Source organism: Pseudomonas sp. 5Vm1k (assembly GCF_056161485.1).
Genome location: NZ_JBSPCZ010000001.1, coordinates 221,723 through 247,596 on the forward strand (window position 1 = coordinate 221,723; position 25,874 = coordinate 247,596).

Below are 25,874 nucleotides of genomic sequence, written 5' to 3' on the forward strand. Positions count from 1 at the left end.
ACACCAAGTCCAACTAAGGAACACCTGCGTCACCGAGTTTATTCGATGCCGGAGACCGGTTTTCTTCAGGCATAAAAAAAGCGCGGCATCACTGCCGCGCTTTTTTATCAACTCAAAGCCTTACTGCGCTTTGGTATCAGTCGCTGCCGGTGTCGTTGCAGCAGGCTTGGCCGCTGGTTTCTTCGCCGGTGCAGCTTTCTTGGCCGGTGCCTTTTTGGCGTCGGTTTTGGCCGCTGGCTTTTTAGCCGCAGGCTTGGTCGCTTTTTTCGCAGGCTCGGCTTTCACCGGTGCCGCAGGCTTCGGTGCTTCCACCGGCGCTGGGGCCGGGGTTGGCACTGGAGCAGGCGCCGGTTCTGGCGCAGCTACTGGTTCTGGCGCCTTGACCGGTTCTGGCTTCTTGTCGTCATCCGACGAGCCACCGAACAGGTTGGTGAAGAAGTTACCTTTCTTCGCCGCCACTGCGCCGGCCGCGGCTGCGGTCGCTGCAGGAACAACCTTCACTGGTTCAAACGACTTGCCTGCCGCCAGGTCTTCAACCTGACTGGCCGCACGCTGACCAGTGCGCAATGCGCCTTCCAGGGTGCCCGGGTACAAGGTGTCGGTGTGTTCGCCAGCAAACGCTACACGTTGCAGCGGACGCTCCCACAGGCGCCAGTACTTGCTGATCTGGCCCGGACCGAAGGCCAGGTAAGCGCCACCCATCGACGGGTCGGTGCTGTAGCGACGGATTTCATAACCGGTGAACGAACCGCGAGCTTGTGGATAAAACGCGTGCAGACGAATCAGCACCTGGTCGACCATCTGCTTGTCGCCGAAAGCCTGCATCACCCGGGCGTTATCGCCGGACAGGTTGATCACCACGTTAGCGCCACCCTTCAGCGCAGGTTCAACCCACAGCATGCCCAGACCGGCGTTGCTGTAGATCTCGCCGGACATCCGCGCCTTGCTTTCCCACACTGGCGTCTTGAACTTCAGCATGATCTGGTCGCGCCAGCCGTAGTTGGTGCCTTTGATCGCGCCCATGTGCTGAGCATCCAGCGACGGGGTCATGATGATCTTGCTCAGTGCGCGCAATGGTACGGCTACAACGACGTAATCCGCCTGATAGCCAACGCTGCCGACCTTGACGGTCACGCCGTCCTTGTCCTGAGTGATGGCCGACACCGGGGAGTTGGTCTTGATGGTTTTCAGTTGCTTGACGAAGGCCTGGGCCAGCACCGGGCTGCCACCGATCAGGCGCGAAGCGCGCTGGTCACGGTCGGAAACGCCTTGGTACACCCGGCTCTGTTGTGCGAAATACAGCAGAGACAGGCGCGAAGGTTCGTCATAACGGGTACGAATCTGCTGATTCACCAACTGACGGGCAGTGGCCGGCAGGTTCAGACGATCGAGCCAGTTGGCCACGTTGATCTGGTCCAGGGCGAACAGCGTGCTGTTGGCGGCCGGATTCTGCGGGTCGGCAATCGAGCGCGCCAGGTCATCCAGGGTCTTTTCGTAGCGCTTGAGCGCTTCGGCAGTGGCTGGTTGCTTGGTTGCCAGGTCGGCGGCGGTAAAGTATTCGCCATCGATCAAGTAGCCAGGCGTGCGCACGAACTCAGGCGCCGGCGTGGTGCCGAGCTTGAAGGTCGACACGTACTTGTTCAGCACTGGCTGAGCCTTGTCGTTACCGATCCACTCGCTGGTGGCCATGCCGGAGCGACCACCCAGGCTTGGCTTGGCTTCCAGCAGGGTCACCTGCCAGCCCTTGTTTTGCAGCTCGTAGGCCGCGGTGAGGCCCGAAAGCCCGCCGCCGATCACGATCGCGGTTTTATCCTTGGCCAGCGCCGAAACGCTGAACAGCCCCAACATCACCAGCGCACAGGCGCGCAGCCAACCAGCAGACATTCAGCGAACTCCGGAAATACACGAGAAAAAGCGGTTTTGCGAGCCAGAGGGCTCAAAGAACCGCGAAGAATACGTCAGCCATCAAAACGCCGCCAGCGACGTCTATCACCCCTTACAAAGTAGCTCAATCGACACAATGGGTTGTCCCGGCGCGATGCATTGCATAGGCTTGCGCGATTGTTTGCCCGCGCCTGCCGCGGACCGCCTCGAGGAGACTGTAAATGGGCCTGAATAATCAGTGGATGCAACGGGACCTGGCCGTGTTATGGCACCCCTGCACCCAGATGAAAGACCACGAACAGCTGCCGCTGATCCCGATCAAGCGCGGTGAAGGCATCTGGCTGGAAGACTTTGAGGGCAAGCGCTACCTGGACGCCGTCAGCTCCTGGTGGGTCAACGTGTTTGGCCACGCCAACCCGCGGATCAACCAACGCATCAAGGACCAGGTCGATCAACTGGAACACGTGATCCTCGCCGGTTTCAGCCATCAACCGGTGATCGAGTTGTCCGAACGCCTGGTGAAGATGACCCCGGAAGGCCTGACCCGGTGCTTCTACGCCGATAACGGCTCGTCGTGCATTGAAGTCGCGCTGAAAATGAGTTTTCACTACTGGCTCAACCGCGGCCAGCCGAACAAGAAACGCTTCGTCACCCTGACCAATGGCTACCACGGCGAAACCATGGCGGCGATGGCGGTGGGCGACGTGCCGCTGTTCACCGAAACCTACAAAGCCCTGCTGATGGACACCATCAAGGTGCCGAGCCCGGATTGCTACCTGCGCCCCGAAGGCATGAGCTGGGAAGAACACTCGCGCAACATGTTCGTCGCCATGGAACAGACCCTGGCCGAGAACCACGACACTGTCGCTGCCGTAATTCTGGAACCGTTGATCCAGGGCGCCGGCGGCATGCGCATGTATCACCCGGTGTACCTGAAGTTGCTGCGCGAAGCCTGCGACCGCTACGGCGTGCACCTGATCCACGACGAAATCGCCGTCGGCTTCGGTCGCACCGGAACGATGTTCGCCTGTGAACAGGCCGGCATCCGCCCGGACTTCCTGTGCTTGTCCAAGGCCCTGACCGGCGGCTACCTGCCGCTGGCGGCGGTGCTGACCACCGATGACGTCTACAGCGCCTTCTACGACGACTACCCGACCCTGCGCGCCTTCCTGCATTCCCACAGCTACACCGGCAATCCTCTGGCGTGCGCGGCGGCCCTGGCGACTTTAGATATTTTCGAAGAAGACAACGTCATCGAGAACAACAAGGCCCTGGCCCAACGCATGGCCACTTCCACCGCGCACCTGGTGGATCACCCGAACGTCGCAGAAGTGCGACAGACCGGCATGGTGCTGGCCATCGAGATGGTCAAGGACAAAGCGACCAAGGAAGCTTATCCGTGGCAAGAGCGCCGTGGCTTGAAAGTGTTCAAGCACGCACTGGAACGCGGTGCTTTACTTCGTCCGTTGGGCAGCGTGGTGTATTTCCTGCCGCCGTACGTGATTACCCCGGAGCAGATCGACTTTTTGGCGGAAGTGGCCAGTGAAGGGATCGATATTGCGACCCGCAATAGCGTCAGCGTGTCGGTGCCGGAAGATTTTCACCCGGGCTTCCGCGATCCGGGCTGATTGAACCTGCTTGAACTGCTGTGGTGACTGGGCCGCCTTCGCGAGCAAGCCCGCTCCCACATTTGGAATGCATTCCCCCTGTGGGAGCGGGCTTGCTCGCGAATGAAGTCGACACAAATCCAGATGATTCACACCCTTTCCAGAGACCCAAGATGAGACTGTCCCGCTTCTTTATCGACGCCCCCCTGAGCACCGGCGAGCACGAGTTGCCCGAGGCCCAGGCCCATTACATCAGCCGCGTGCTGCGCATGGCCGAGGGTGATGCGGTGCAACTGTTCGACGGTTCGGGCCACGAGTTTCGTGGTTCGTTGGTAGAAGTCGGCAAGAAACGTGTGGTGGTGCAGATCGATGAAAGCTTCATCGGCCAAGTCGAGTCACCGCTGTTGATCCATCTCGGCCAAGGCTTGTCTCGTGGCGAGCGGATGGACTGGGCGATCCAGAAAGCCACCGAATTGGGCGTCAGCGAAATCACCCCGATTTTCACCGACCGCTGCGAAGTCCGCCTCAAGGACGAACGCGCCGACAAACGCCTGATGCACTGGCGTCAGGTAGCGATCAGCGCGTGTGAGCAATGCGGGCGTTCGCGGGTGCCGGTGATTCATCCGCCGCTGCTGCTGGCGGACTGGTTGAAGCAGACCGAGGCTGAATTGAAGTTGGTGCTGCATCCGGTGGCGGAGCCGTTGGTGAGTCATGCTAAGCCTGCGACCTTGGCGTTCCTGATTGGCCCGGAGGGTGGGTTGTCGGATGCTGAAGTAGATCAGGCCAAAGGGGCCGGTTTCCATGCCGCTCGGCTTGGGCCTCGAGTGTTGCGCACCGAGACTGCGCCGGTTGTCGCGTTGGCGGTTGCCCAGCAGCTTTGGGGTGATTTCTAGGGCCCTGTGGCGAGGGGGCTTGCCCCCGTTGGGTCGCGAAGCGGCCCTAATCTTTCCAACCACACATCGCATTGCCTGGATGACGACTGCTGCGCAGCCGAACGGGGGCAAGCCCCCTCGCCACAGGTCTAGAGGACGTAAAACAATATCGCGACAAAGTGCAGCAAACTCCCTGCAATCACGAACAAATGCCAGATCCCATGGGCATGTCGCAGCCGATGGTCCAGGGCAAAAAAGATAATCCCCACGGTGTACAACACCCCGCCCGACGCCAGCCACGCAAATCCGGTGCTGCCCAGCGCCGCGAGCAGCGGTTTGACCGCCACCAACACGATCCAGCCCATCACCGCGTAAATCACAATCGACAGGATCCGCGCTTCCGACCGCGGCTTGATCTCTTGCAGGATGCCGATCAACGCCAGCCCCCAGACAATCCCGAACAACGTCCAGCCCCACGGCCCGCGCAGGGTCACCAGGCAGAACGGCGTGTAGCTGCCGGCGATCAGCAGATAGATCGAAAAGTGATCAACCTTCTGCATGATCTCTTTCTTGCGCCCGCGCACGCTGTGGTACACGGTCGAGGCGCTGTAGAGCACCATCAACGTAAACCCGTAAATCGCCACGCTGACGATCTTCCACGGGCTGCCGTCCATGCTGGCGATCACCAGCATCCACACCACCCCTACCGTCGCCGCCACTGCGCCGACCAAATGCGTCCAGGCGTTCAATCTTTCCCCGTGATACATGTATCGCTCACCTCAAAATTCGTTGCCGCATTGCGCAAGGCTCAGCCCTTGAGACTAAAAGCGCAATGTTTCAGGACACATATCTCCCTGTAGAAGCTGCGTAGGAGCTGTCGAGAGAAACGAGGCTGCGATCTTTTGATCTTGATTTCCGGCGCCCTCGAAGATGCCGAAGATCAAAAGATCGCAGCCTTCGGCAGCTCCTACATTGACCGTGCCAGACCCCATTCCCGTAGGAGCTGTCGAGAGAAACGAGGCTGCGATCTTTTGATCTTGATTTCCGCCGCCCTCGAAGATGCCGAAGATCAAAAGATCGCAGCCTTTGGCAGCTCCTACATTGACCGTGCCTGGCCCCATTCCCGTAGGCGCTGCCGAGAGAAACGAGGCTGCGATCTTTTGACCTTGATCTACAGCGCCCTCGAAGATGCCGAAGATCAAAAGATCGCAGCCTCGTTTCACTCGACAGCTCCTACATAGCTCCTACAAGAACTCACATGCGTGCACAATCGAGCCATTCGAATAAGAGTCCGGCCCATGTTGATCGACGAAGAGTTGACCCTGAAAAAACTCGAGGTGTTCCTTGCCTTCATGCGCACCGGCAATCTGGCCCGTGCCGCCGCTGAGTTGCAGACCAGTAACGTCAGCGTGCACCGCGCCATCCATTCCCTGGAAAGTGCCCTGCGCTGCCCGCTGTTCAAACACGAGGGCCGCAACCTGACGCCACTGGAAAGCGCCTATGTGCTGGAAGAACGGGCGCAGAAGCTGATTCAGGACGTGGTCGAAACCGTGCGCCTGACCCGTGAAGCCGCCGGGTTTTCCGCTGAACGCTTCAAGCTCGGCTCGCTGTATTCACTGACGGTGAAGACCGTGCCGCAGCTGATCATGGGCCTGAAAATTCGCCGCAGCGAACTCAATATCGATTTGATCCTCGGCTCGAATATCGACCTGCTCTACAAGCTGAAGAACATGGAAGTCGACGCGATCCTGGTGTCCCTGGACGACAGCGTCAACGACCCGGACTGCGAGCATATCCAGCTGTTCTCCGACGACATCTTCCTCGCCACCCCGGCGGATTCGAAGTTTGCCCAACGGGCCGAAGTCGACCTCGCGGAAGTGCGCGACGAAACTTTCATCACCCTGACCCAGGGCTTCGCCACGCACCAGGACGGGATCCGGGTGTTCAAGCAGGCGGGGTTCGAGCCGAAAGTGGCGATGCAGGTCAACGACATCTTCACCCTGCTGAGCATGGTCAGCTCGGGGGTGGGTTATGCGTTGCTACCGGGGAGGATTGCGGCGGTGTATGAGAACCGGGTGAAGCTGATTCCGTTGCAGGAAAAGTACCGGTTGCAGCAGCACATTGGCGTGGTGTTCCTGAAGGCCAAGGAGCGCGATCCGAATTTGCTGGCGTTGTTGGCGGAGTGTCGGATGTATGCGAATCGGAATGTGGTGGTGTGACTGAGATCCAGCCCTCTCCCCAGAGGGGAGAGGGGGAAAGGGAGCAGACCGCATGCTTTTCAGCATCCTGAGTTCACCTCGATTTTTCAGGTCGATGTAGCTCTAAGAACAACTCGGTCAGTCCCCTCGCCCCTTTGGGGCGGTCCGACGTTTCGGGAGGGTTAGGGAGAGGGGTCGATCTAAAGCCCTAGCCCACAATCCCCCGAACAATGAAGTACAACAACGAAGGCCCAAGCAGACACCCAAGCCCGGTATGGAACGTCGCCGTCAACGCCCCATAAGGCACCAACCGCCGATCCGTCGCCGCCAGCCCTGCCGTCACACCACTCACGGTCCCGGCCAACCCGCCAAACACCATCGCCGAACGCGGGTTATCCAGGCCCATCCATTTCGCCGCCATCGGCGTGCCGACCATCACCAGAATCGCCTTGATCAACCCGGTAGCAATCGACAACGCCACCACATCCGAACTGGCACCAATCGCCGCCCCGGTCACCGGTCCGACGATGTACGTCACCGCGCCCGCGCCGATGGTGGTCATGCTGATCGCATCGCGATAACCGAAGGCCCAGGCAATGCTCGCGCCGACAATAAACGGCAGCACCGTACCCAACAGCAGCGCAATCGCACCGACCAACCCGGCCTTTTTCGCTTCGGTGGCTTGCACTTCGAACGCCGTGGCGACGATGGCGAAGTCCCGCAGCATGGCGCCGCCCATTAAACCGATGCCGGAGAACAATGACAGATCCGCCAAACCTTTTTGCCCGCCGGTCATGGTGCCGCCGACCCAAGCCAGTACCAGGCCGATGACGATGGCAATCGCCGAACCGTGAATCCGTCCGTAGGTCAGGCGTTTGGACAACACCACCGACACCCACATGATGATGCCGACGAACGCGAACGCGGTGACCAGACCATTGGCGGTCAGGCCTTTATCAATGAGTTCCCACATATCAGCGGCCTCCTACTGGGGTGCCGAGCGGGGTCACTTCCGCCGGTTCATCGGGCAAGGGGTCGCCTTTATGAGTCCGACTGATCAGGGCAATGGTGCAGCCGCAGATCACCACCGAACCGATGGCCGCCAACACGGCGACCGGGCCGCCGTGCAAAGCGGTGACGACGTTCTGTTGCGCAGCCATCGCCACCACCACGGGAATGTACATCGCACCCCAGAAGCCGACGCCCATCTCGCAATCCTTGGTCATGCCGCCGCGCTTTTGCATGTACAACCGCGCGCAGATCAGCAGGATCATCGCGATCCCGACCCCGCCGACGTTGGACTTCACGCCCAATAACATGCCCAGGGCATCGCCCATGATCACCCCTGCCAGCGTACAGATCGCCAACAGCGCCACACCGTAAATAATCATTGTTGTAGTCCTCAAAGTGCATCGTCGAAGTTGTTGTTTTTGTGCTTCGCAAGCCTGAGTCGGTGTTCTAGGGTTGGCGGCTTCCCTCCTCACGCAACAGCGCTTGCAAGGTATCCAGCCGGGCACCGTCGAAGGCAATCACGGTGCCCTGCTCGAACACCCGGCGCGCCAGCCCGGTCAACACCGCACCGGGCGGCAGTTCGATGTGTAAACGCACGCCACGCTCGTAGGCGCTTTGCACGGTGCCGCGCCAATCGACGACGCGGCACATGTTGAAAGCGAGGTCATCGCGCAGGGCTTCAAGGTTGACGATGGGCCGGGCGCGACTGCCGCTCAGATAACCCATCGTCGGTGTTTTGAGTGTCACTTTGGCGAAGGCTTCGGCCAGGGTTTTGGCTGGCGCATCCAATAAAGGACAGTGCGAAGGCACGCTGACGGCCAGGCGTTTGGCCAGACCTGCACCGCAACCTTTTGCCAATAGCGCCACGGCTTTCATCGCTTCGTCGCTGCCGGCAATCACCACCTGGTTATCGGCGTTGATATTGGCCAGGTACACCGGCGTATCAACGCTGTGAACCTGCGCCAGCAATGTTTCCACGGTGGATAAATCCAGACCGATGATTGCTGTCATGCCGTAGCCCTGTGGATAAGCCTGTTGCATCAGCTCACCGCGCAGGCTGACCAGATGCAGCGCATCGCTGAAGCTCAAAGCGCCGGCCACCACCGCTGCCGGATAGGCGCCGATGGACAATCCCGCGACGTAATCCGCCGGCACCTGCAATTGCCGTGAAGCCGCGACGCCAGCGATCAACAGGCAAAGCTGAACCGCCCGCGTTGTCTTCAGCGCTTCGGCGGAATCCAGCAGCAACGCGTCTTCGCCCAGGACGTCACTCGCCTCACTCACCGTTTCCCGAGGCAAACGCTGCAGCATGCCCGGCTGCTGCGCGCCCTGGCCGGGGAACACCAGCAGGCTGCTCATGCGGCTTGCTCCTGAGGGTTCCACGGATCGATCACCAGGCAAGCTTCGCGGGCGTTTTTCAGCAGGACTCGCTGCGAAGTCCCGGCCCATTCGCGCAGGGCGATGGCGCCGTGTGGTGTCTGTAATTGCATGTCCACCTGGCATGCGGCGGCGTCGAAAATGTTCACCCACTCCCGAGCCTGTTCACGGCCCAGCGGTTGCGGTGTGCGCAGGATCAAATCGAGATCGCTGCGCTCATGTAAGGCCTCAACACCACTGGCCAATTCAAACCCGGCGCTACCGCTGATACCCCAGGCCCAACCGCTGGCATCCAGCATCGCCCGCAGCTGCGCCAAGGCATGCAAGGCCGGCAGATCCCGATCAATCGAGACATGGCAAAGCTCTTCCGGTTTGACCCGACGCTGAATGGCATCGACCGACATCACCGTGGCAAAACGCTGTTCCCGCAACGACCCACGCACCCCGACTGCGACCTGACCCGGCGCGCTCAACGCACGCCGAACCACCACAGGCTGACCGGCACCGAGGGATTCAATCACCCACTCGGGTGCATCCGCAGGCAACTGCGCCGGGGTCATGCCCCAGAGCAAGTCGTGGGCCAGAAACGTATTCACCACTGCGCTCTCAGCAGTTCGCGAACCTTGCTCGACGCGGCGCGGTTGCTTGCTCCCAGGCGACTGCTCAGGTCGCGACCCTTTGCGGCGACATCAGTGATCGCCTGATTCAGGCATTCCGTCACGCGGGTCAGATCCTGCGCCGTCGGCTGTTCAATCTGCTCCACCGACAAGGTTTCCCAAAGCAAACCGAGGCTCGCGTAGCTGTCGATGTCATACGCCATCGGCGGCACGCTGGCGGCCAAGGCTTCGAGTTCTTCAACGCTGCGCAAGGTCACTCGCGCCGCCGAGGCCTTGCCCATCGCGTGCACCATCACGCCCGGATCGCGCAGGGCGATCAGGCGATTGGCTTGATACCCGTGAGCGAGAAACGCCCCGGACATCGCCTTGCCCACCAGCAAACCGATCACCGCGTGACCGGCCAAACGTGCGCGGGCATAACTGTCTGCCGCACCGGCCAACGCCTGATGAATCCCAAGAGCTTCTTCGCGGCGGCCATAGGCTTGGCTCGGGACATCGACGATGGCGATCAAGGCGCGTTTTTGCGTTTTATCGCTGTCGGCCGCAATGACTTCATCCACGGCTTTGGCCAAACCCCAGCCTTCCAGCAATCCAACCTCGCCATTGCGGGCGCGGGCGAAGCGGTTTTCGGGGTCAGTCACCACCGCGATAAACCGCACCGATTGATCACCCAAAAAACCGTCGGCGACTTTCAACGACGCCGGCAAACCCTCGACCGCTTTGGCGCCAGCACTCAAAGCATTGAACCAGTTCAAACCTCTCATGCGCCCTCTCCTTGATACAGATCGCGAACCACCGAAGGTTCGATTTGCGGCTCGGCATCCAGTTGCGCCAAGCGTTGCAGGAACAGCTCGGACTGTTGGCTACGCTGCTGCGCCGGCAAACCTTGCTTGAGCAATTCACTGACCTGCAGCTGAATCTGCGCCACGTCATCGGCGGCATACCGATCCACCAAACCACTGGCGAACCGTTGCTCGCCACCGGTCAGGCTCCAGATGAAAGGACGATCCCGGGAGTCGTATTCTTCAATCCCGGCTTCCTGCTCGATCACCTGCGGACCGTTCAAACCAAGCCGTGCTTCCTGAGTCACCAGCAAATAACTGCACAGCCCGGCGGCAATCGACATCCCGCCAAAGCAACCGACGCTGCCGGCGACGACGCCAACCACCGGTTGGTACTGACGCAAATCGACAATCGCCGCATGAATATCCGCAATTGCCGCCAGCCCGAGATTGGCTTCCTGCAAGCGCACGCCACCGGTTTCCAGCAGCAGCACAGCGCGGGTCGGAATGCCTTTGCGATTGTCTTCCGTCGCCAGTTCCAGCGCGCCGGCCATCTTCGCCCCGCCGACTTCGCCGAGGCTGCCGCCCTGGAACGAGCCTTCAATCGCCGCGATCACCACCGGCAATCCACCGATGCTGCCCTTGGCGATCACCACGCCGTCATCGGCTTGCGGCACCACGCCTTGGCGTGACAACCACGGCGACATGATTCGTTGAAACGGATCAAGCAATTCGCGGAAGGTGCCGGCGTCGAGCAAGGCTTTCGCCCGCTGCCGGGCACCGAGTTCGACGAAGCTGCGTCTTTGTAGGGATGGCTGGAGGAGATCAGTCATGGCCGATCTCCTCAAAACCTTGTTCCAGACGCAAGCGCACCACGCCCGGGGTCGCGCCGAAGTCATGGATATCAATCGCCATCGCCGGTGGTGTCTGGCCATCGAACATCCGCGCAAACAGATGCTGCCAGCGCTGTTCGGCGCCATTCACCGAGGTCTGCACCTGGATGGTCAACTTGCCGGCCACCCCCGGTTCGATCAGCACTTCCAGATCGCCCGAGCCGACACAGCCCACCAGCGTCCGGCCCTGGGGCGGCTGCCCGGCGGGGAATTCAAAGGATAAGGTTTCCATCAGAAAGCTCCGGATTCGATGCGGTCGATGAACAGGCAAGCGGCGAGCAAATCAGCAGCGCCGCCCGGCGAGGCGTTCAACGCGATTAGTTGTTCATCCAGTTCATGCAAGCGACGACGACCGCCGAGGCTGGCACTGCCGCCCGCGTCGAGCACGGCTTGGGCGCCCAGTTGCATGGTTTGCAGGCCTTCTTCGCCAGCGCGGTAGAGCACGCAGGTGTCGGCCAGTCGGGTCATGATCGCCAGCAAGGCGTCGAGGCGAGCGTTCTGTTCGCCATGGCCCAAGGCGCGGCTGCGCTGGAGTTGGGGCAATGCGCGTTGCAGGACTGAAGGGAAGCCGAGTTGCGCTTCTTCACGGGCGCCGCGTGCGCCGTAGCGCTGGGCGACTTGGGCGCCGTGGCTCAAGGGACGTGGCGCGTAGCGGTCGTCGAGCAAGGCCAAACGTGCGGCGCACAGAGTTACCGCGCTGGCGTTTGTGTTTTCAAGTGCGGCGGCAGCAACCAACAGCCCCAAGGCCCAAATCGCCCCACGATGAGTATTCACACCGCTGGTAGTGGCGAGCATCGCTTGCTCCCCTTCCCGGCCAATCCGCCCAAGGGCTTCGCGCAACGGCAAGCCGACTTCGCCAAACTCTACGGCGGCTTCAGCCATTTCCTTGAACGCCGGCCACAGAGACAGCGCCGAAGCGTGCATCAGCCCGAGGTGCAAATCGGTGTGGGCACCATTGCCGCGACGGTCCACCAGCGCCGGTTTCGGCGACAGGTCCGCTTCGTCGATCAGCGCGTCCACCGCCAAATCCGCCAGCCGATCAGCCAGGGTCAGTGTTTTTGGTTGCAGGTTAAGTGCGTGCATTTACCAGCTCCTGAACTTGGCGGGCGGGTTGTAGAGGCCACCGGACCACTCCACCAGATCGGCCACGCTTTTCGCCGCGAGCAGTTCGCGGGTGGCGTCAGTGCGGCGGATGCCGAGGTCTTCGGGCAAGGCGATCAAGCCTTCACGGCGCATACGGGCGGTGTCTTTCGGGTTGTGGCGCATGCCGATCACGGTGACGCCCGCGACAGCGGCGATCATCGCCTGGCGTTCTTCCAGCGAACGCGCCTTGTACAGATAGGCGATGCCTTCTTCGGTCAGCAGGTGGGTGACGTCGTCGCCGTAGATCATGATCGGCGCCAGCGGCATGCCGCTTTTGCGCGCCACTTCCACCGCGTCGAGGGTTTCGACGAAGGTCGGTTTGCCGCCCTCCTGGAACGTCTCGACCATTTGCACCACGAGTTTTTTGCCGCGTTCGAGCAAGGCTTCCGGCGCATCGTCGTGGCGCATGTCGAGCCAGGCTGGCGTGCCGTGGCGGCGACCGCGTGGGTCGTGACCCATGTTCGGCGCGCCACCGAAACCGGCCAGGCGTCCGCGAGTTACGGTGGAAGAATGACCGTCGCCATCCACTTGCAGGGTCGCGCCGATAAACAGGTCCACGGCGTATTGCCCGGCCAATTGGCAGAACATCCGGTTGGAACGCAGCGAGCCGTCGCGACCAGTGAAGAACACGTCGGGCCGGGCGGCGATGTAGTTTTCCATCCCCAGTTCGGTGCCGAAGCAATGCACGCTCTCGACCCATCCGCTTTCGATGGCCGGGATCAGGGTTGGGTGCGGGTTGAGGGTCCAGTTGCGGCAGATTTTGCCTTTGAGGCCGAGGGATTCGCCGTAGGTCGGCAGGATCAATTCGATGGCGGCGGTGTTGAAACCGATGCCGTGGTTCAGCGACTGCACGTTGTGTTTTTCGTAGATCCCGCGAATCGCCATCATCGCCATCAACACGTGCACAGGCTTGATGTGGCGTGGGTCGCGGGTGAACAGCGGTTCGATGTAGAACGGCTTGTCCGCCACCACGACGAAATCGACCCAGGACGCGGGGATATCCACGCGCGGCAGGTCGGTGACGTCGTCCACCAGTTGATTGACCTGGACGATGACGATGCCGTCGCTGAAGGCTGCCGGTTCGATTAACGCTGGAGTGTCTTCAGTGCTCGGGCCGGTGTAGATGTTGCCGGCGCGGTCGGCCATGAAACCGGCCGAGAGCACAACGTTGGGAATCAGGTCCACCACCAGCCGCGCATAGAGTTCGATGTAAGTGTGGATCGCGCCGATTTCCAGCAGACCGTCTTCCAGCAACTGGCTGATGCGCAGGCTCTGGGTGCCGGCGAAGGAGAAATCGAGCTTGCGGGCGATGCCGCGTTCGAACAGGTCCAGGTGCTCGGAACGGCCGACGCTGGGCATGATCATGTGCAAATCATGCAGCTTGGCCGGATCAGCCTTGGCCAGGGAGCGCGAAAGGAAATCCGCCTGCTTCTGGTTATTGCCCTCCAGCACCACGCGGTCGCCGGGCAGAATCAACGCCTCCAGCGCCGCGACGATCTTGTCGGTGGGCAACACCACACCATCGGCAAAACCTTTGACCAACTCAAGACGCCGCTGCTTCTCGCTGCGCCGCCGCGTCCATCGCGAGTCGGGGGATATTGTTGTTGTCATGACCACTCCACGGGTTCGCTGTCGTGGGGTCACCTTAGGAGGGTTGGGTGTGGAGCATCAATCAAGCAGAGCGACGGATCGTTACGGCTGGAGTAACGATCCGCTCAAGAGGTCGGCTGCCAGTGCGGACGCCTTCGCGAGCACGCCCGCTCCCACAGGGGTACGCATTCCAATGTGGGAGCGGGCTTGCTCGCGAAGGGGCCAGAACAATCACCACAACTTCCAATGACAAAGCATCACAAATCGGCCATCTGCTGCTGCACTCGAATTAAAAGCTGCTCAGCACTCTCCAACAACTGCGCCAACAACGCCGGATCTTCATCCATATAGCCTTCGTACTCCGCCAGGTTCCGTCGCTCATGACACAGGGCAAACAACCGAACCTGCACCTTGCCAATATCCGCCGTGTGAACCAGGCACTGAAACACCAGATATCGCTTATCCGAACGGTAACCACACAAGCGAAGTGCCGTCAGAGCCAAGGCATGCGCAGCGTTGTAAGCCAAGTCGAATCGGCTCGCAAAGGACAGCGAAGCCGTTTGCGCGTCTTTCAATCGATCCACCGCCGAACGCATCAACCCTTCGCATTCTTTGCGATCTGGCGGTTCGGCTTTCAGTCCTCCGCTACGTAACAGGTTCTCCAGATTCTCGTTGCTGCCCATCCTTGGACTCCAAAGGGTTTTGCCCCATCAGATTGATCTTGTCCTGCTGCGCCACACGCACGACAAAACTGTTTTCAGCCGCCAGTTTTGCGGCCCAGTCGCCGGGGGTGTAGAGCGTCGGGTTGAGGACGCGGCCCAGTTGCTCCTCCAGGGGCATGAGCCGCTCCATCACTTCACTGTAGTGCAGGCCTTCACCGATCAGCATGAGATCAATGTCACTGGATGCGTTTGCCGAATCCTTGGCGATGGAGCCGTACACAAAGGCCCAGGTGATCTGTTCGGCGAAGGGTTGCAGCGCCTGGCGCAGGGGCTCGGCGATGCCGAAGGTTTTGCGGGCGATACCCAGCAGTTCGGCATAGATCGGGCAATCGGGATTGGCTTGGTAGTGGGTCTGGTTGCCTTGGCGGGTCAGGGTCAGCACGCCGGCCTGCTGCAACCGATCCAGCTCACGCATGAGGCTGCCTTTACCCACTTGAGCCCAGCGGGCGATCTCGTTGGCGTAAAAGCTCTGGTCGGGTTTGCCGAACAACAAGCCCAGCACTTTTTGCTGGGTAGTGGTGAACAAGGCTTCGCTGAGGGAAAGGTTTTTCACAGTGACAACCGAAGAGTCCCAAAAAGGGAACGATAGGTCCCTTTTTGGGAATCTTCAACTTTTGGCAACCAAATGGGGATTTGTGTTTAAAAGTTGCGCCGATGGAAGGGTCAGCGGCTACGCAGTCTGACGTCGCGGACTACAGCAATGCGGGAAGCCGCTGACTGGTGGGGTTTTGCGTTGATCGTTATCGTTTGTGGGTCGCTGGCAACTCAGCGACCGGGCTTGGAAACCCGGAGTGTAAATGACACAAAAGCGCGTTTCATATCGTATGCTGCGCACCTTTAATGAGTGCTCTCCGTTATGGCGGCTGTGCGCGGGAGACCTTCGGGTCTGCCGGGATTTTGTCCATTTACCTCGGGTTTCCAGCCCGCGCATAGCTGCCACCCTTTCGCCTGGAAGCCTAATGGAGCAGCTAAAAAACTCATTAAATGGAGCTTCACTATGTTCAAAGCTACCCCCAACCCCCCGGAATCCGGCACCGATTCCAAACCATCCCTAGACACAGAAAAAATGAAAGAAGCCGCCGACCGCGTCTTCGCCCACTACTTTCCCCCGGCTGACGAAAAACCGGCCAAGCGCCGTAAATACCACCTCTTCGCCGTTGCCCCGAATATCAACAACCCTGAAACCCTGCTGGCCAGTGCCTCCGAAGACTTGCTGTCAATCAGCGCAATTGCGGCGGACTTGGCGGACGATGTGGAAGGCACACGCCGTTCGGTAGCCCTGGCGATCAGCCGTTTGACGGACGGTGTGCAGCTGTTGGTGGAGCGGGTGCTGGATCACCATGAGGCGATGGCTGAGGGTAAGGTTTAGCCGATAATTTTGTGGTGCATGAGGCCGCCATCGCGAGCAAGCTCGCTCCCACAGGGGGGGCCGGTCGTGCACACAATTTGTGTTCACTGAAGATCCAATGTGGGAGCGAGCTTGCTCGCGATGAGGCCATTGGACTCAACATCAATGGTGGCTGAGACTCCGCTTTCGCGCGCACGCCCGCTCCCACAGGGGAATGCATTTCAAAGGTGGGAGCGGGCTTGCTCGCGAAGGGGCCCGTCAGACGAGCCCGGCATTCACTAACAACTCTTCCAGCGCCAGCAAATCCGGCACTTTGGCCACTTGCTCCCCCACCTGCACCGCCGCTTGCTCCAACGAACACAACGGCACATCCACATAACTCAACTGGCTATCGAGCTTGTAAGACCGCGGAATTCCCTGCACCAGCAGCGCAATGAACTTCAACTCCGGTCGCCCGCCGAGGGCATTGAGGATGACGATGCGCACGCGCTCGCCAATCACCACTTTATGGCCACACGCCGACTCAAAGCTGAGCAACGGAATCTGCCGATCCCGCCAGGTCACCAGCCCCAAATACCACGGTGGCGTATCAAGGTCGAACGCCGCAGGCTGATAGTCGATCAACTCTGCGACGGCAACGTTGGGCAGGATCAAATTGCGGTCCGCCAGGGGCAGCAACAGCCCGGTGAGGTTGCTGGTGCGATGCTCAAGCATGGGTTTTGCTCCACAGGGCGATGCTTTCGAGCAGCACCGATTCCTGGTATGGCTTGCCGAGGTAGTCGTTGACGCCGATGGCCATGGCGCGGTCGCGGTGTTTCTGGCCGGTGCGCGAGGTGATCATGATGATCGGCAGGTGCTGCAAACGCTCATCGGCGCGGACCTGGGTCGCGACTTCGAAGCCGTCCATGCGCGGCATTTCGATATCCAGCAGCATCACGTCAGGCAGGTGATCTTCGAGCAGCAGCATGGCGTCGACCCCGTCCTTGGCGGTCAGTACGTTCATGCCGTGGCGTTCGAGCAAACGGCTGGTGACCTTGCGCACGGTCACCGAATCGTCCACAACCAACACCAACAGCGGCTTGTGCGGCTCGGCCTCGACATCCTGCATCACCGGCCGTTGCGGCACGCGGGTCTGCATCGCGCGGATCGGCGCCAGCAAATCGAGAATCAGCACCACCCGCCCGTCACCGAGAATCGTCGCCCCGGACAAGCCCTGCACCGCCGCAAATTGCGGGCCGAGGCTTTTGACCACGATCTCCCGCGTGCCTGCCATCGAATCCACCTGCACCGCGATGTGCCGTTCGTTGCACTGCACCAGCAACACCGGCAACGGCAGGCTCTGGCCCAGCAGTTTCGGGCGGGTGCTGGTTTTCAGCAGTTCGCCGAGGTAGCACAGTTCATAGTGTTGCCCGGCGTATTTGTAGGTCGGCGGATCGAGGCGGTAATGGCCTTCAAGTTCGCTGGGCAACACGCGGACGATGCCGTCGATGGTGTTCAGCGGGATCGCGTATTGATCATCAAAGCACTGCACCATCAACGCGCGGTTGACCGACACGGTGAACGGCAAACGAATGCGGAAATGCACACCCTGCCCCGGTGTCGAGTCGATGACCATGCTGCCGCCAAGTTGCCGCACCTCTTCATGCACCACGTCCATGCCGACGCCGCGCCCGGAAATCTGGGTGATTTTCTCGGCGGTGGAAAAACCCGGTTGCAGGATGAATTGCAGCACGTCGCGGTCGCTGATGTCGCTGTCCGGCGCGAGCATGCCGCGCTTGATCGCCTTGCGCCGCACCGCGTCCAGCGGCACACCGGCGCCGTCGTCGCGGATGTCGAAAATGATGTCGCCGCCCTCTCGCGACAGGTCCAGCGTGATACGACCCTGGGCCGGTTTCCCCGCCGCGATCCGCACCTCGGCGGACTCCAAACCGTGGTCCACGGCGTTGCGCAGCATGTGTTCCAGCGGCGCGGCCATGCGTTCCAGCACGTTGCGATCCATCTCGCCTTCGGCGTTGCCGACGACGAATTCCACGTCCTTGCCCAACTCGCTGGACACCTGACGCACGATGCGTTTCAAGCGCGGCAGCATCCGTTCGAACGGCACCATGCGCGTGCGCATCAGGCCTTCCTGCAATTCGGTGTTGATGCGGCCCTGCTGTTGCAGCAGGTTTTCCGCGTCCTGATTGGTCCGGTCGAGGGTTTCCTTGAGGTCGAGCAAGTCGGAGGCGGATTCGAACAACGCCCGGGACAGTTGCTGCAATTGCGAATGGCGGTCCATTTCCAGCGGATCGAACTCTTCGTAGCCCAGGCGTTCGGCTTCGACTTGCTGACGGCTGAGAATGCGGCCCTGGGTTTCGGTGTCGAGGCGGCGCAGTTGATCGCGCATCCGCTCGATGGTGGTTTCCATTTCGCTCAGGGCCACGCGGGCATCGTTGACCTGTTGCTCGATGCGGCCACGGAAGATCGAGGTTTCCCCGGCCAGGTTGACCAGATCGTCGAGCAGCTCTGCCGAGACCTTGACCATGTCGGCGCCAGCCTCTGGCGTCGGCACTTCAGTCTTGGCAGCCACCGGCGCGACGACCGGGGCTTCGGGAACGGCAGGATGGCTGAAATTCTTGATCGCATCGATCAGCCGATCCGCCGGCGGGCATGGCTGGCCGGCGCGAGTGGCGTCGAGCATCTGCGCCAACCGGTCGTGGCTACTTTGCAACAGCGAGAACAACGCCGCCGTCGGTTGCAGCACCCCGGCGGACAGGCCTTCGTAGAGGAATTCCAGCTCATGGGCCAGGTCGCCGATCGGGGCGATTTCCACCATCCGCGCGCCGCCCTTGAGGGTGTGCAGGTCGCGCAACAGGGTTTCGACTTCCTGGCGGTTCGACGGCTCGGCCTGCCAGCGCACCAGCGCTGCGCCGGAGTTTTCAATGATGTCGAAACCTTCTTCGAGGAAGATTTCCAACAGCTCCGGGTCGTGGCCCGGCGAATCATGTTCGTGAACCGGCTCGACGGTTTCAGCGGTGGCAGTATTCCCTTGGCGAAACTCGCGAATCGCGTCGATCAGCTCGTTCGGGTCACCCAACGCTTTCTGGTTTTGCAACTGTTCCAACAGCACCGCCAAGCGGTCATGACTGGTTTGCAGCAGCTTCGCCAAGGTTTCGCTGTGGCTGTAACGACGGTCTACCAAGCCTTCGTAAAGGTTTTCCAGCTCATGGGCCAGGTTACCGACCGCCTCGACCTCGGCCATCCGCGCGCCGCCCTTGAGGGTGTGCAAATCTCGTTGCAAGGACGACAACGGCGCGGCGTTGTCCGGGTCGCTCAACCAGCGCTGCAAGGCCTGGCCAGCGCTTTCGAGGATATCCACGGCTTCTTCGAGGAAGATCGAAACGATCTCGTCGTCGTGTTCAACCTGGGTCGCGGTATGCGAAAGCTCAGCGGTGGCGCTACCGAGTTCGCGAATGCTCAGGGTGCGGCTGCCATCGCTGCGAATCAGCCCCATGGCCGACGGGTCGAGGCTGGTATCGAGCAACCCGCGCAAGGCCCGCACGCGCTCCGGTTGCGGGCTGACTTCCTGGCCGGCGGCCAGTTCGTCGAGCATGTTGATCAGTGCTTCGTGAGCACTTTGCGCTTCATGGAAAAATGCGTCGCTGACCGCCAGGCTGCTCTCTTCCACCGCGCCATACAGGTCGAGCAATGCTTCACACAGTTCATCCACCGGGTGCAGATCGGCCAGGTGCGCGCCCTCGCCGAGGGTGGTCAATTCGTCCAGCAATGCGCTGAGTTCCTGACGCTCGCCGGGGTGCTGCTGCCAACGCTGCAACAGGCTTTCGGCGTCCAGCAGGATGTCCATGCCCTGGGCCAGAAAGTTGTTGATCAGTTGCGGATCGCGCTTGACCCGCAGAGCCCGGTTCGGCGCGCTGAGGATGGCTTGCAGGCGTTCGTCCAGCAGCGCGTGGGTGCGTTCGATCAGCGAGCGGGCGTCCGGAATCTCCGCCAGCGGATCGGTCTTGAGCTGACGCAAACCGAGGCGAAACAGCCCTTCAGCTTCCAACAGCAATTCGACTTCATCCAGATCGAGTGCGATCAGGTGCGCCTTGTACTCGCGGGCCAGTTGATCCAGCGGCGCCGCCAGTTCGGCAATCGGCAACACGCCGGCCATTGAGGCGCTGCCTTTGAGGGTGTGCAAGGCGCGCTGCAACTCGTCGCTGGCTTGCAGCGGCACGTGTTCGGCGGCTTGATCAAGGAAGCGATTGAGGCTGGCAAGGTGGGTTTCGGCTTCCTTGCGGAAGATCTCCAGCAGCAACGGATCGAGGGCCGCGACGTCTTGCGTATCCTCGTCGGACAGCGATGCATCGCCTTTGGCCAAGGCATGGGCCCGAGCGGCCAAACGATCCACGTCGTCGCGTTGGCGCTGGGTATTGGCGGCAAATTCGCTGATGAGTTCCGGCAGCAGGTTCAGCGCCTCGGTCAGCAACTGTTGCACCGCCGGCCCCGGCTCGACGCTGTGCTCCAGCACTCGGTTGAGCAGGTTTTCCATGGTCCAGGCCAGTTCACCGAGCACCAGCGCACGGACCATCCGACCACTGCCTTTCAAGGTGTGGAAGGCGCGGCGCAGTTCGCTTAATGCAGCGGTGTCGCCAGCGTTGGCCAACCAGCGTGGCAGGTATTCATGCAGCACTTCGAGGACTTCGTCGGTTTCTTCGAGGAAGACTTCCCGCAGCTCATCGTCCACCGGCTCTTCGCCCGACGGCGGCGGCAACAGGCTGCCCGGCGTGTTCAGGGCGGGCGGGTTAACGGCGGAAACCGGGCTGGCTAAAACCGCGGCCAGGGATTGCACGGTTTCGGGATCGTCCAGTTCCTGAAGGTCTTGCATGACCTGGGCTTCATTGGGGCTGAGTACGTCTTCGAGCACCGGCACGAGTTTTTCGCTGGGGAAAAACCCGAGTGATGCGAGGCTGTTTTCAGCGACGTCGAGCAGTTGTTCGCCCGCCTCTTGCGGGTCGTCGTTCAGACGTTCCAGGTAATACTCGATGCTGGTGATGACGTCGGCCAGGCTGTCGAGTTGCTGCCAGCCAGGGTGATCGGTGTCCACCAGCAGGTGTTCGCGGATAAAGCCGTTGCAGGCTTCGATCAAGCTCGCGGCACGGGTCAGCGGAATCATCGCCAGCGCACCGCGTACCTGGGTCAGCAACGCCGGCAACGGTTGCAGTTGCTGGCGATCCCAATCGGCGTCGATGTAGTCGACGATCATGTCCTTGGCTTGCTGCAGGCAAATTCGCGCTTCGCGAATCACGATCTGATGGATCTGGGTCAGGTCGGTGGTCGGCAGGCGGCTTTCTTCCGGGCTCTCCGGTTCCACGGTGCCGACCATCCCGGCCAGCGTCGCTTCGACGTAGAGCAAGGCGCCGGCCACGTCCATCAGGATTGCGTCATTGGGTTCGCGCTGGCCCTGGGCGAGGCTCAGCACCACCGCCAGTTGATCGATGATGACCTTGCGCGGCTGCCCGAAACCGAGCACCGCCAGGGTGTCGGCGATTTGCCGCAGCGGCGCCAGCAAGCTTTCGAGGTCCGAGGTGTGCTGGCGGTCGCTGCGCACGAACAGGTCCAGGCGCTCCTTGACCCGCACCAGCTCTTCGCACAGCGCGGCGAGCACCGAGCGCATGGCATCGCGGTCGGGGCCGGCGAGGCGTGCGCGTTCTTCGTCGACCATCGCGCTGTCGGGCAGCGCATCGTCCAGTCCGTAGCGATCTTTCATGGTCAGCATCTGCCCGGTGGGATGTTCGGCTTTGGCAATGTAGAACAACAAGCTTTTCAGCAGCTCGGGCGGCGGCGCCTGATTGACGCCGGCCATGCCCTGTTCCAGCAAGCGTTTGAGTTCCTTGTCGGCGTCCTTGAACAGGCTGCGCAGCGCCGGGCTGTTGGCTATCGCGCCTTTTTGCAGGCCTTCGACCAGCGCCGACGCCACCTGCCACAACGGGCTCAGCGGCGCGTTACCGCACAGCGCTTCGAGCCTCGCGAAGACTTTGGTCAAGTAATCCAGATTGGTTTCGCCATCCTGCTCGCGAAGCAAACCGACCAAGGCCATCTGCAACATTTGCCGCAACTTGCGCAGCACATTGGGTAATTGCGCAGGCTCCAGCAACGCCAGATCGTCTTGATCCAGCGGCGGCAAGTCCGGCAATTGCGGGCTGAACAGGCTGGTTTCCGAGAGCAGGCTTTCGCCGCGCGCACTGCGCAGATCGTTGATCAGCGGCAGCACCACCAGCGGCAAATCTCGGCGTGCGCCTTGCACCCGGTCGAGATAGATGGGCAATTGACCCAGTGCCTGTCTTAACAGATGAATGGCTTCATCGCGATGACTGACGCGGTTCTGTTGCAGGGCAGCGGTCAGTTGCTCCATTTCTTCGGCGAGCAGGGCCGCGCCGTAGAACTCGACCATCTGCAAACTGCCGTGAACCTGATGGATGCACGCCAGGCATTCACTCAGCGCGTGCGTCGCCTGCGGGTCATCCAGCAGTTGCTCCAACGCTTGATGAGCCTGCTTCAGCGTTTCGGCAATCTCGCCTTTGACCCACTCGAGGGCCACATAGTCGTGCCGATCACCCATAACCACTCCGCTCTCTATTTCTACAGCAGCAATTCATACGCCCGCAGGCGGTTCAAGCGTTGTCCGTGGCCTGCTTGGGCTCGGTCGGCAAGGTGAAGCCCGAGACCGAGCGCCGCAACTGGCTGGCCATTTTCGCCAGGTTGCCAATACTCTCGGCGGTCGCCGTGGAGCCGGACGACGTCTGCGTGGTGATCTGCTGGATCACATTCATGGTCAGGGAAATCTGGCCGGCCGACGACGTCTGTTGCTGCGCCGCGTTGGAAATGCTCTGGATCAACGCCGCGAGGGTCTTCGATACGCCTTCGATTTCTTCCAGGGCCACACCGGCATCCTGCGCCAGCCGCGCGCCGCGCACCACTTCGGTGGTGGTCTGCTCCATGGAGATCACCGCTTCATTAGTATCGGTCTGGATCGCCCGGACGAGGGTTTCAATTTGTCGGGTCGCGGCGGATGAACGCTCGGCCAGACGCTGCACTTCGTCGGCCACCACGGCAAAACCGCGCCCGGCATCACCGGCCATGGACGCCTGGATTGCCGCGTTGAGCGCGAGGATGTTGGTCTGGTCGGCAATGTCGTCGATCAGGCTGACGATGTCGCCGATTTCCTGAGAAGACTCGCCCAGACGCTTAATCCGTTTGGCGGTGTCCTGAATCTGTTCACGGATGTTGTCCATGCCGTGGATGGTGTTGTGCACCACCTCGTTGCCCTTGTTGGCGATTTCTACCGAACGCTCGGCCACCGCTGAGGATTCGGCGGCGTTGGCCGAGACCTGGTCGATGGACTGGGCCATGTCGTTGATTGCCGTGGACGCTTCACTGATCTGTTGAGCCTGATGCTCTGAGGCCTGGGCCAGGTGCATGGCGGTGGCCTGGGTTTCCTGCACGGCGGCAGCGACCTGGCCGGCGGTGAGGTTGATGGTCGCCACCAGGTCGCGCAGTTGGTCCACGGAATAGTTGATCGAGTCGGCGATGGTCCCGGTGAAGTCTTCGGTCACCGAGGCGGTCACGGTCAGGTCGCCGTCGGCGAGGTCTTCGATTTCATCCAGCAGGCGCATGATCGCGTTCTGATTGCGTTCGTTCTTCTCGGCAGTTTCCTGCAACTGACGATTGGTTTCGCGAACCATCACCAAGCCGATCAGGATGATCGACATCAGCGCCAGCAAGCCCAGCACGTAGCCGCCGATGGTGTCGGTGTTGCGCCCGCCGGCCAGGTTTTCGAAACCGGTGGCCAGGTGCGAGGCTTCGTCGAGCAGGGTTTGCGACAGGGTGAAGATGTTGGTGGCCGATTCGCGGACCTTGAACAGCTCCGGGGAGGTTTCGAGGATTTCATCCACCGAGCCGGAGACGAATTCGAACAGCTCGGAGATTTCCGTCAGTCGGGCGCGGGCATCTTTGTCTTCAACCTGGCTGACTTTCAGCGCCGGATTGCCCTGGAGCATGCCGGTTAACACTTGGCCGAAACGCGCGGCATCGCGGCCGAAGGCGTCGGCGGCTTGCTGGGAGTTTTCGTCGCCGGACAGCACGGTGTTCACCGCGCCGAGAATTCGTTCCGCCAACAGCGATTGACGCTGGGCCATCGCCACCTGCGCCGCCGGGGCACCGCGCTGGAGCAGGATTTCGACGACTTTTTCGTACTCGACCTGCAACTGCGGCACGGTTTCGGCCAGGGTTGCGGCGACTTGGTGCAGGGACAGCACGGTCTGTTCGCTGGAGAGAATGGCGTCGGTGTTTTTCAGCAGGCGTTCCCAATCCAGCTGCACGGCGCGCATTTCCGGGCGCACGGTGGACGGCGCGGGCGGCAGGCCGGTGCTCGGGTCGCCCTTTTTCAGGTAACCCCAGCGCTGGGCAAAGTCGTTGCGTGCATCGCTGAGCAACTTGAACGCGGCAGCTTTGCCGGCGGCCGCTTCGGTGGCGTTCTTGGCGATGCGCTGGGACAGCACGCGCAGCTCACCGGCGTGGCCGATGTACTGCTTGTCGTAGGTAGCCTGGGTATTGAGGTAAGCGAAGTTGGCGAACAGCAGCATGATGAAGATGATCAGCGCGATAAACAGCACGATGATCTGCGAACGGCTGCGCGACCCTTCTGGCTTGCCTGTTTTTGCGTTTGTCATCGGTCCTCGCCTGTTAACCAACACCTTGAAGCTTGCCGAGAACCCTGTGGGAGCGGGCTTGCTCGCGAAAGCGGTCATTCATTCAACATTGATGTCGACTGACACGACGCCTTCGCGAGCAAGCCCGCTCCCACAAGGGTCGGCGGTTACACCGCGACATGCATGAAGCTCTGGGATTGCGCCAACGCAAACGGGCTGAACACTTGCCAGCTCTGTTCACGCTGGAACCGGCCCTGCACGAACGCGCCAATCGCGCCGTTCAATTCGCTCGGCGGCACCGCTTCGAGGCTGTCCTGGGCAAAGTGCTGCAAGCCATAGACTTCATCGACCATCAACCCGGCAAACACATCTTTGTATTCCACCACCAGCACCCGCCGTTGCTTGCGCACCGCCGACAACTCATGCCCAAGCTCTTTATCCGAAAAGAAGGCACAAATATCCATGATCGGCAGCAACCGCCCGCGCAAATTGGCCACACCCTTGACCCAGGGTTTGACGCCGGGCAGTTGGGTGCAGCGCGGTTCATGCAGGACTTCGCTGACTTCGCCCATGGGCGCGACGTACCAGTGCTCGCCCAGGCGAAAACCAATGCCGCTCCAGCTGTCCTGGCGGGTCGGCTGGGACGGCAAGTCCGCCGCCAGCACGCGACAACGCTGGTCGATCTGCAGCAGCAGTTCGAAAGCCGTCAGCGACTCGGTCATGGCCCGGGGATCAACCGGCCAGCACGTTGTTCAGGGTTTTGATCAGGGTGTCTTCGTCGACCGGTTTGGTCAGGTAGTCCTTGGCGCCCTGGCGTGTGCCCCAGACCTTGTCGGTTTCCTGATCCTTGGTGGTGATGATGATCACCGGGATGTGCCCGGTTTCCGGGTCTTTGGTCAACTGACGGGTGGCCTGGAAACCGTTGAGGCCGGGCATGACGATGTCCATCAGCACAGCGTCAGGTTTTTCCTGGCGGGCCAGGGCCACGCCGTCGGCGCCGTTTTCGGCTTTCAACACTTCGTGACCGTGCTTTTCCAGCATGCCGGTCAGTTTGTACATTTCGGTCGGCGAATCATCGACGATCAGAATACGTGCCATGGTCTTCCCCATTCTTGTCGACGCCGGGCCCGCTGGCCGAGC

Annotated in this window: 23 protein-coding genes; 4 read left to right on the forward strand and 19 right to left on the reverse strand. The window is 61.1% G+C overall.

The window, feature by feature from the left end; all coding sequences use genetic code 11:
- Positions 1-120: 120 nt before the first annotated feature.
- A complete protein-coding gene (locus ACWIKB_RS00940; RefSeq protein WP_475264953.1) occupies positions 121-1,884 on the reverse strand; it encodes a flavin monoamine oxidase family protein in 1,764 nt (587 codons plus the stop codon).
- A gap of 221 nt (positions 1,885-2,105) precedes the next feature.
- Here ACWIKB_RS00940 and ACWIKB_RS00945 point away from each other — a divergent pair, with 221 nt between their 5' ends.
- Together ACWIKB_RS00945 and ACWIKB_RS00950 are read left to right on the forward strand one after the other, a co-directional pair.
- Complete coding sequence (locus ACWIKB_RS00945; protein WP_149659701.1) at positions 2,106-3,512, forward strand: adenosylmethionine--8-amino-7-oxononanoate transaminase; 1,407 nt, start codon at positions 2,106-2,108, stop codon at positions 3,510-3,512.
- A 152-nt stretch (positions 3,513-3,664) separates the two neighbouring features.
- Positions 3,665-4,384: a 16S rRNA (uracil(1498)-N(3))-methyltransferase gene (locus tag ACWIKB_RS00950; RefSeq protein ID WP_475264954.1), complete on the forward strand. Its 720-nt coding sequence runs from the start codon at positions 3,665-3,667 to the stop codon at positions 4,382-4,384.
- Positions 4,385-4,512: 128 nt separating this feature from the next.
- On the opposite strand, the gene trhA is transcribed toward ACWIKB_RS00950, so the two are convergent.
- Together trhA and ACWIKB_RS00960 are read right to left on the reverse strand one after the other, a co-directional pair.
- Positions 4,513-5,130 (reverse strand): PAQR family membrane homeostasis protein TrhA, encoded by a 618-nt coding sequence (gene trhA, locus ACWIKB_RS00955; protein ID WP_054044362.1) that lies wholly within the window; start codon positions 5,128-5,130, stop codon positions 4,513-4,515.
- Positions 5,131-5,184: 54 nt separating this feature from the next.
- Positions 5,185-5,586: a hypothetical protein gene (locus ACWIKB_RS00960; RefSeq protein ID WP_475264955.1), complete on the reverse strand. Its 402-nt coding sequence runs from the start codon at positions 5,584-5,586 to the stop codon at positions 5,185-5,187.
- A 75-nt stretch (positions 5,587-5,661) separates the two neighbouring features.
- Between ACWIKB_RS00960 and ACWIKB_RS00965 the strand changes: the two genes are divergently transcribed.
- Entirely contained in the window at positions 5,662-6,582 is a 921-nt protein-coding gene (locus tag ACWIKB_RS00965) for a LysR family transcriptional regulator (RefSeq protein ID WP_475264956.1), read from the forward strand.
- 187 nt (positions 6,583-6,769) lie between these two features.
- On the opposite strand, the gene madM is transcribed toward ACWIKB_RS00965, so the two are convergent.
- The 11 genes from madM to ACWIKB_RS01020 all read right to left on the reverse strand — a co-directional run bounded on the left by madM (position 6,770) and on the right by ACWIKB_RS01020 (position 15,249).
- On the reverse strand, positions 6,770-7,534 hold the full coding sequence (madM, locus tag ACWIKB_RS00970) for a malonate transporter subunit MadM (RefSeq protein WP_054616914.1): 765 nt from the start codon (positions 7,532-7,534) through the stop codon (positions 6,770-6,772).
- A gap of 1 nt (position 7,535) precedes the next feature.
- On the reverse strand, positions 7,536-7,952 hold the full coding sequence (madL, locus tag ACWIKB_RS00975; protein ID WP_475264957.1) for a malonate transporter subunit MadL: 417 nt from the start codon (positions 7,950-7,952) through the stop codon (positions 7,536-7,538).
- 67 nt (positions 7,953-8,019) lie between these two features.
- Complete coding sequence (gene mdcH, locus ACWIKB_RS00980) at positions 8,020-8,931, reverse strand: malonate decarboxylase subunit epsilon (RefSeq protein ID WP_475264958.1); 912 nt, start codon at positions 8,929-8,931, stop codon at positions 8,020-8,022.
- Positions 8,928-9,548: a malonate decarboxylase holo-ACP synthase gene (locus ACWIKB_RS00985; RefSeq protein ID WP_475264959.1), complete on the reverse strand. Its 621-nt coding sequence runs from the start codon at positions 9,546-9,548 to the stop codon at positions 8,928-8,930. Before ACWIKB_RS00985 ends, mdcH begins: the two co-directional genes overlap by 4 nt.
- Positions 9,542-10,330: a biotin-independent malonate decarboxylase subunit gamma gene (mdcE, locus tag ACWIKB_RS00990; protein ID WP_475264960.1), complete on the reverse strand. Its 789-nt coding sequence runs from the start codon at positions 10,328-10,330 to the stop codon at positions 9,542-9,544. Before mdcE ends, ACWIKB_RS00985 begins: the two co-directional genes overlap by 7 nt.
- Complete coding sequence (locus ACWIKB_RS00995; protein WP_475264961.1) at positions 10,327-11,181, reverse strand: biotin-independent malonate decarboxylase subunit beta; 855 nt, start codon at positions 11,179-11,181, stop codon at positions 10,327-10,329. The genes mdcE and ACWIKB_RS00995 overlap by 4 nt, the downstream gene beginning before the upstream one ends.
- Positions 11,174-11,473 carry a malonate decarboxylase subunit delta gene (locus ACWIKB_RS01000; protein WP_475264962.1) on the reverse strand — a complete coding sequence of 100 codons (300 nt, stop codon included), beginning with the start codon at positions 11,471-11,473 and terminating at the stop codon, positions 11,174-11,176. The genes ACWIKB_RS00995 and ACWIKB_RS01000 overlap by 8 nt, the downstream gene beginning before the upstream one ends.
- A complete protein-coding gene (locus ACWIKB_RS01005; protein WP_475264963.1) occupies positions 11,473-12,324 on the reverse strand; it encodes a triphosphoribosyl-dephospho-CoA synthase in 852 nt (283 codons plus the stop codon). The genes ACWIKB_RS01000 and ACWIKB_RS01005 overlap by 1 nt, the downstream gene beginning before the upstream one ends.
- Positions 12,325-13,995 (reverse strand): malonate decarboxylase subunit alpha, encoded by a 1,671-nt coding sequence (gene mdcA / locus ACWIKB_RS01010; protein ID WP_123514700.1) that lies wholly within the window; start codon positions 13,993-13,995, stop codon positions 12,325-12,327.
- A gap of 236 nt (positions 13,996-14,231) precedes the next feature.
- Positions 14,232-14,657 (reverse strand): hypothetical protein, encoded by a 426-nt coding sequence (locus tag ACWIKB_RS01015; protein WP_475264964.1) that lies wholly within the window; start codon positions 14,655-14,657, stop codon positions 14,232-14,234.
- Positions 14,620-15,249, reverse strand: coding sequence for a transcriptional regulator (locus ACWIKB_RS01020; RefSeq protein WP_475264965.1), 630 nt, complete (start codon positions 15,247-15,249; stop codon positions 14,620-14,622). The genes ACWIKB_RS01015 and ACWIKB_RS01020 overlap by 38 nt, the downstream gene beginning before the upstream one ends.
- Positions 15,250-15,693: 444 nt before the next feature.
- Here ACWIKB_RS01020 and ACWIKB_RS01025 point away from each other — a divergent pair, with 444 nt between their 5' ends.
- Positions 15,694-16,065, forward strand: a complete 372-nt coding sequence (locus ACWIKB_RS01025; RefSeq protein ID WP_475264966.1) for a DUF6124 family protein — start codon at positions 15,694-15,696, stop codon at positions 16,063-16,065.
- 237 nt (positions 16,066-16,302) lie between these two features.
- Here ACWIKB_RS01025 and ACWIKB_RS01030 read toward each other — a convergent pair whose 3' ends face one another.
- The 5 genes from ACWIKB_RS01030 to pilH form a co-directional block, all read right to left on the reverse strand.
- Positions 16,303-16,758 (reverse strand): chemotaxis protein CheW, encoded by a 456-nt coding sequence (locus ACWIKB_RS01030; RefSeq protein ID WP_475264967.1) that lies wholly within the window; start codon positions 16,756-16,758, stop codon positions 16,303-16,305.
- The gene (locus tag ACWIKB_RS01035; RefSeq protein ID WP_475264968.1) at positions 16,751-22,645 is read right to left on the reverse strand and encodes an Hpt domain-containing protein; all 5,895 of its coding nucleotides are present in this window, start codon (positions 22,643-22,645) and stop codon (positions 16,751-16,753) included. The genes ACWIKB_RS01030 and ACWIKB_RS01035 overlap by 8 nt, the downstream gene beginning before the upstream one ends.
- 52 nt (positions 22,646-22,697) lie before the next feature.
- A complete protein-coding gene (locus ACWIKB_RS01040; RefSeq protein WP_475264969.1) occupies positions 22,698-24,755 on the reverse strand; it encodes a methyl-accepting chemotaxis protein in 2,058 nt (685 codons plus the stop codon).
- Positions 24,756-24,901: 146 nt separating this feature from the next.
- Positions 24,902-25,456 (reverse strand): chemotaxis protein CheW, encoded by a 555-nt coding sequence (locus tag ACWIKB_RS01045; RefSeq protein ID WP_475264970.1) that lies wholly within the window; start codon positions 25,454-25,456, stop codon positions 24,902-24,904.
- Positions 25,457-25,466: 10 nt separating this feature from the next.
- Complete coding sequence (pilH, locus tag ACWIKB_RS01050; RefSeq protein ID WP_007897961.1) at positions 25,467-25,832, reverse strand: twitching motility response regulator PilH; 366 nt, start codon at positions 25,830-25,832, stop codon at positions 25,467-25,469.
- Between the last annotated feature and the right edge of the window lie 42 nt (positions 25,833-25,874).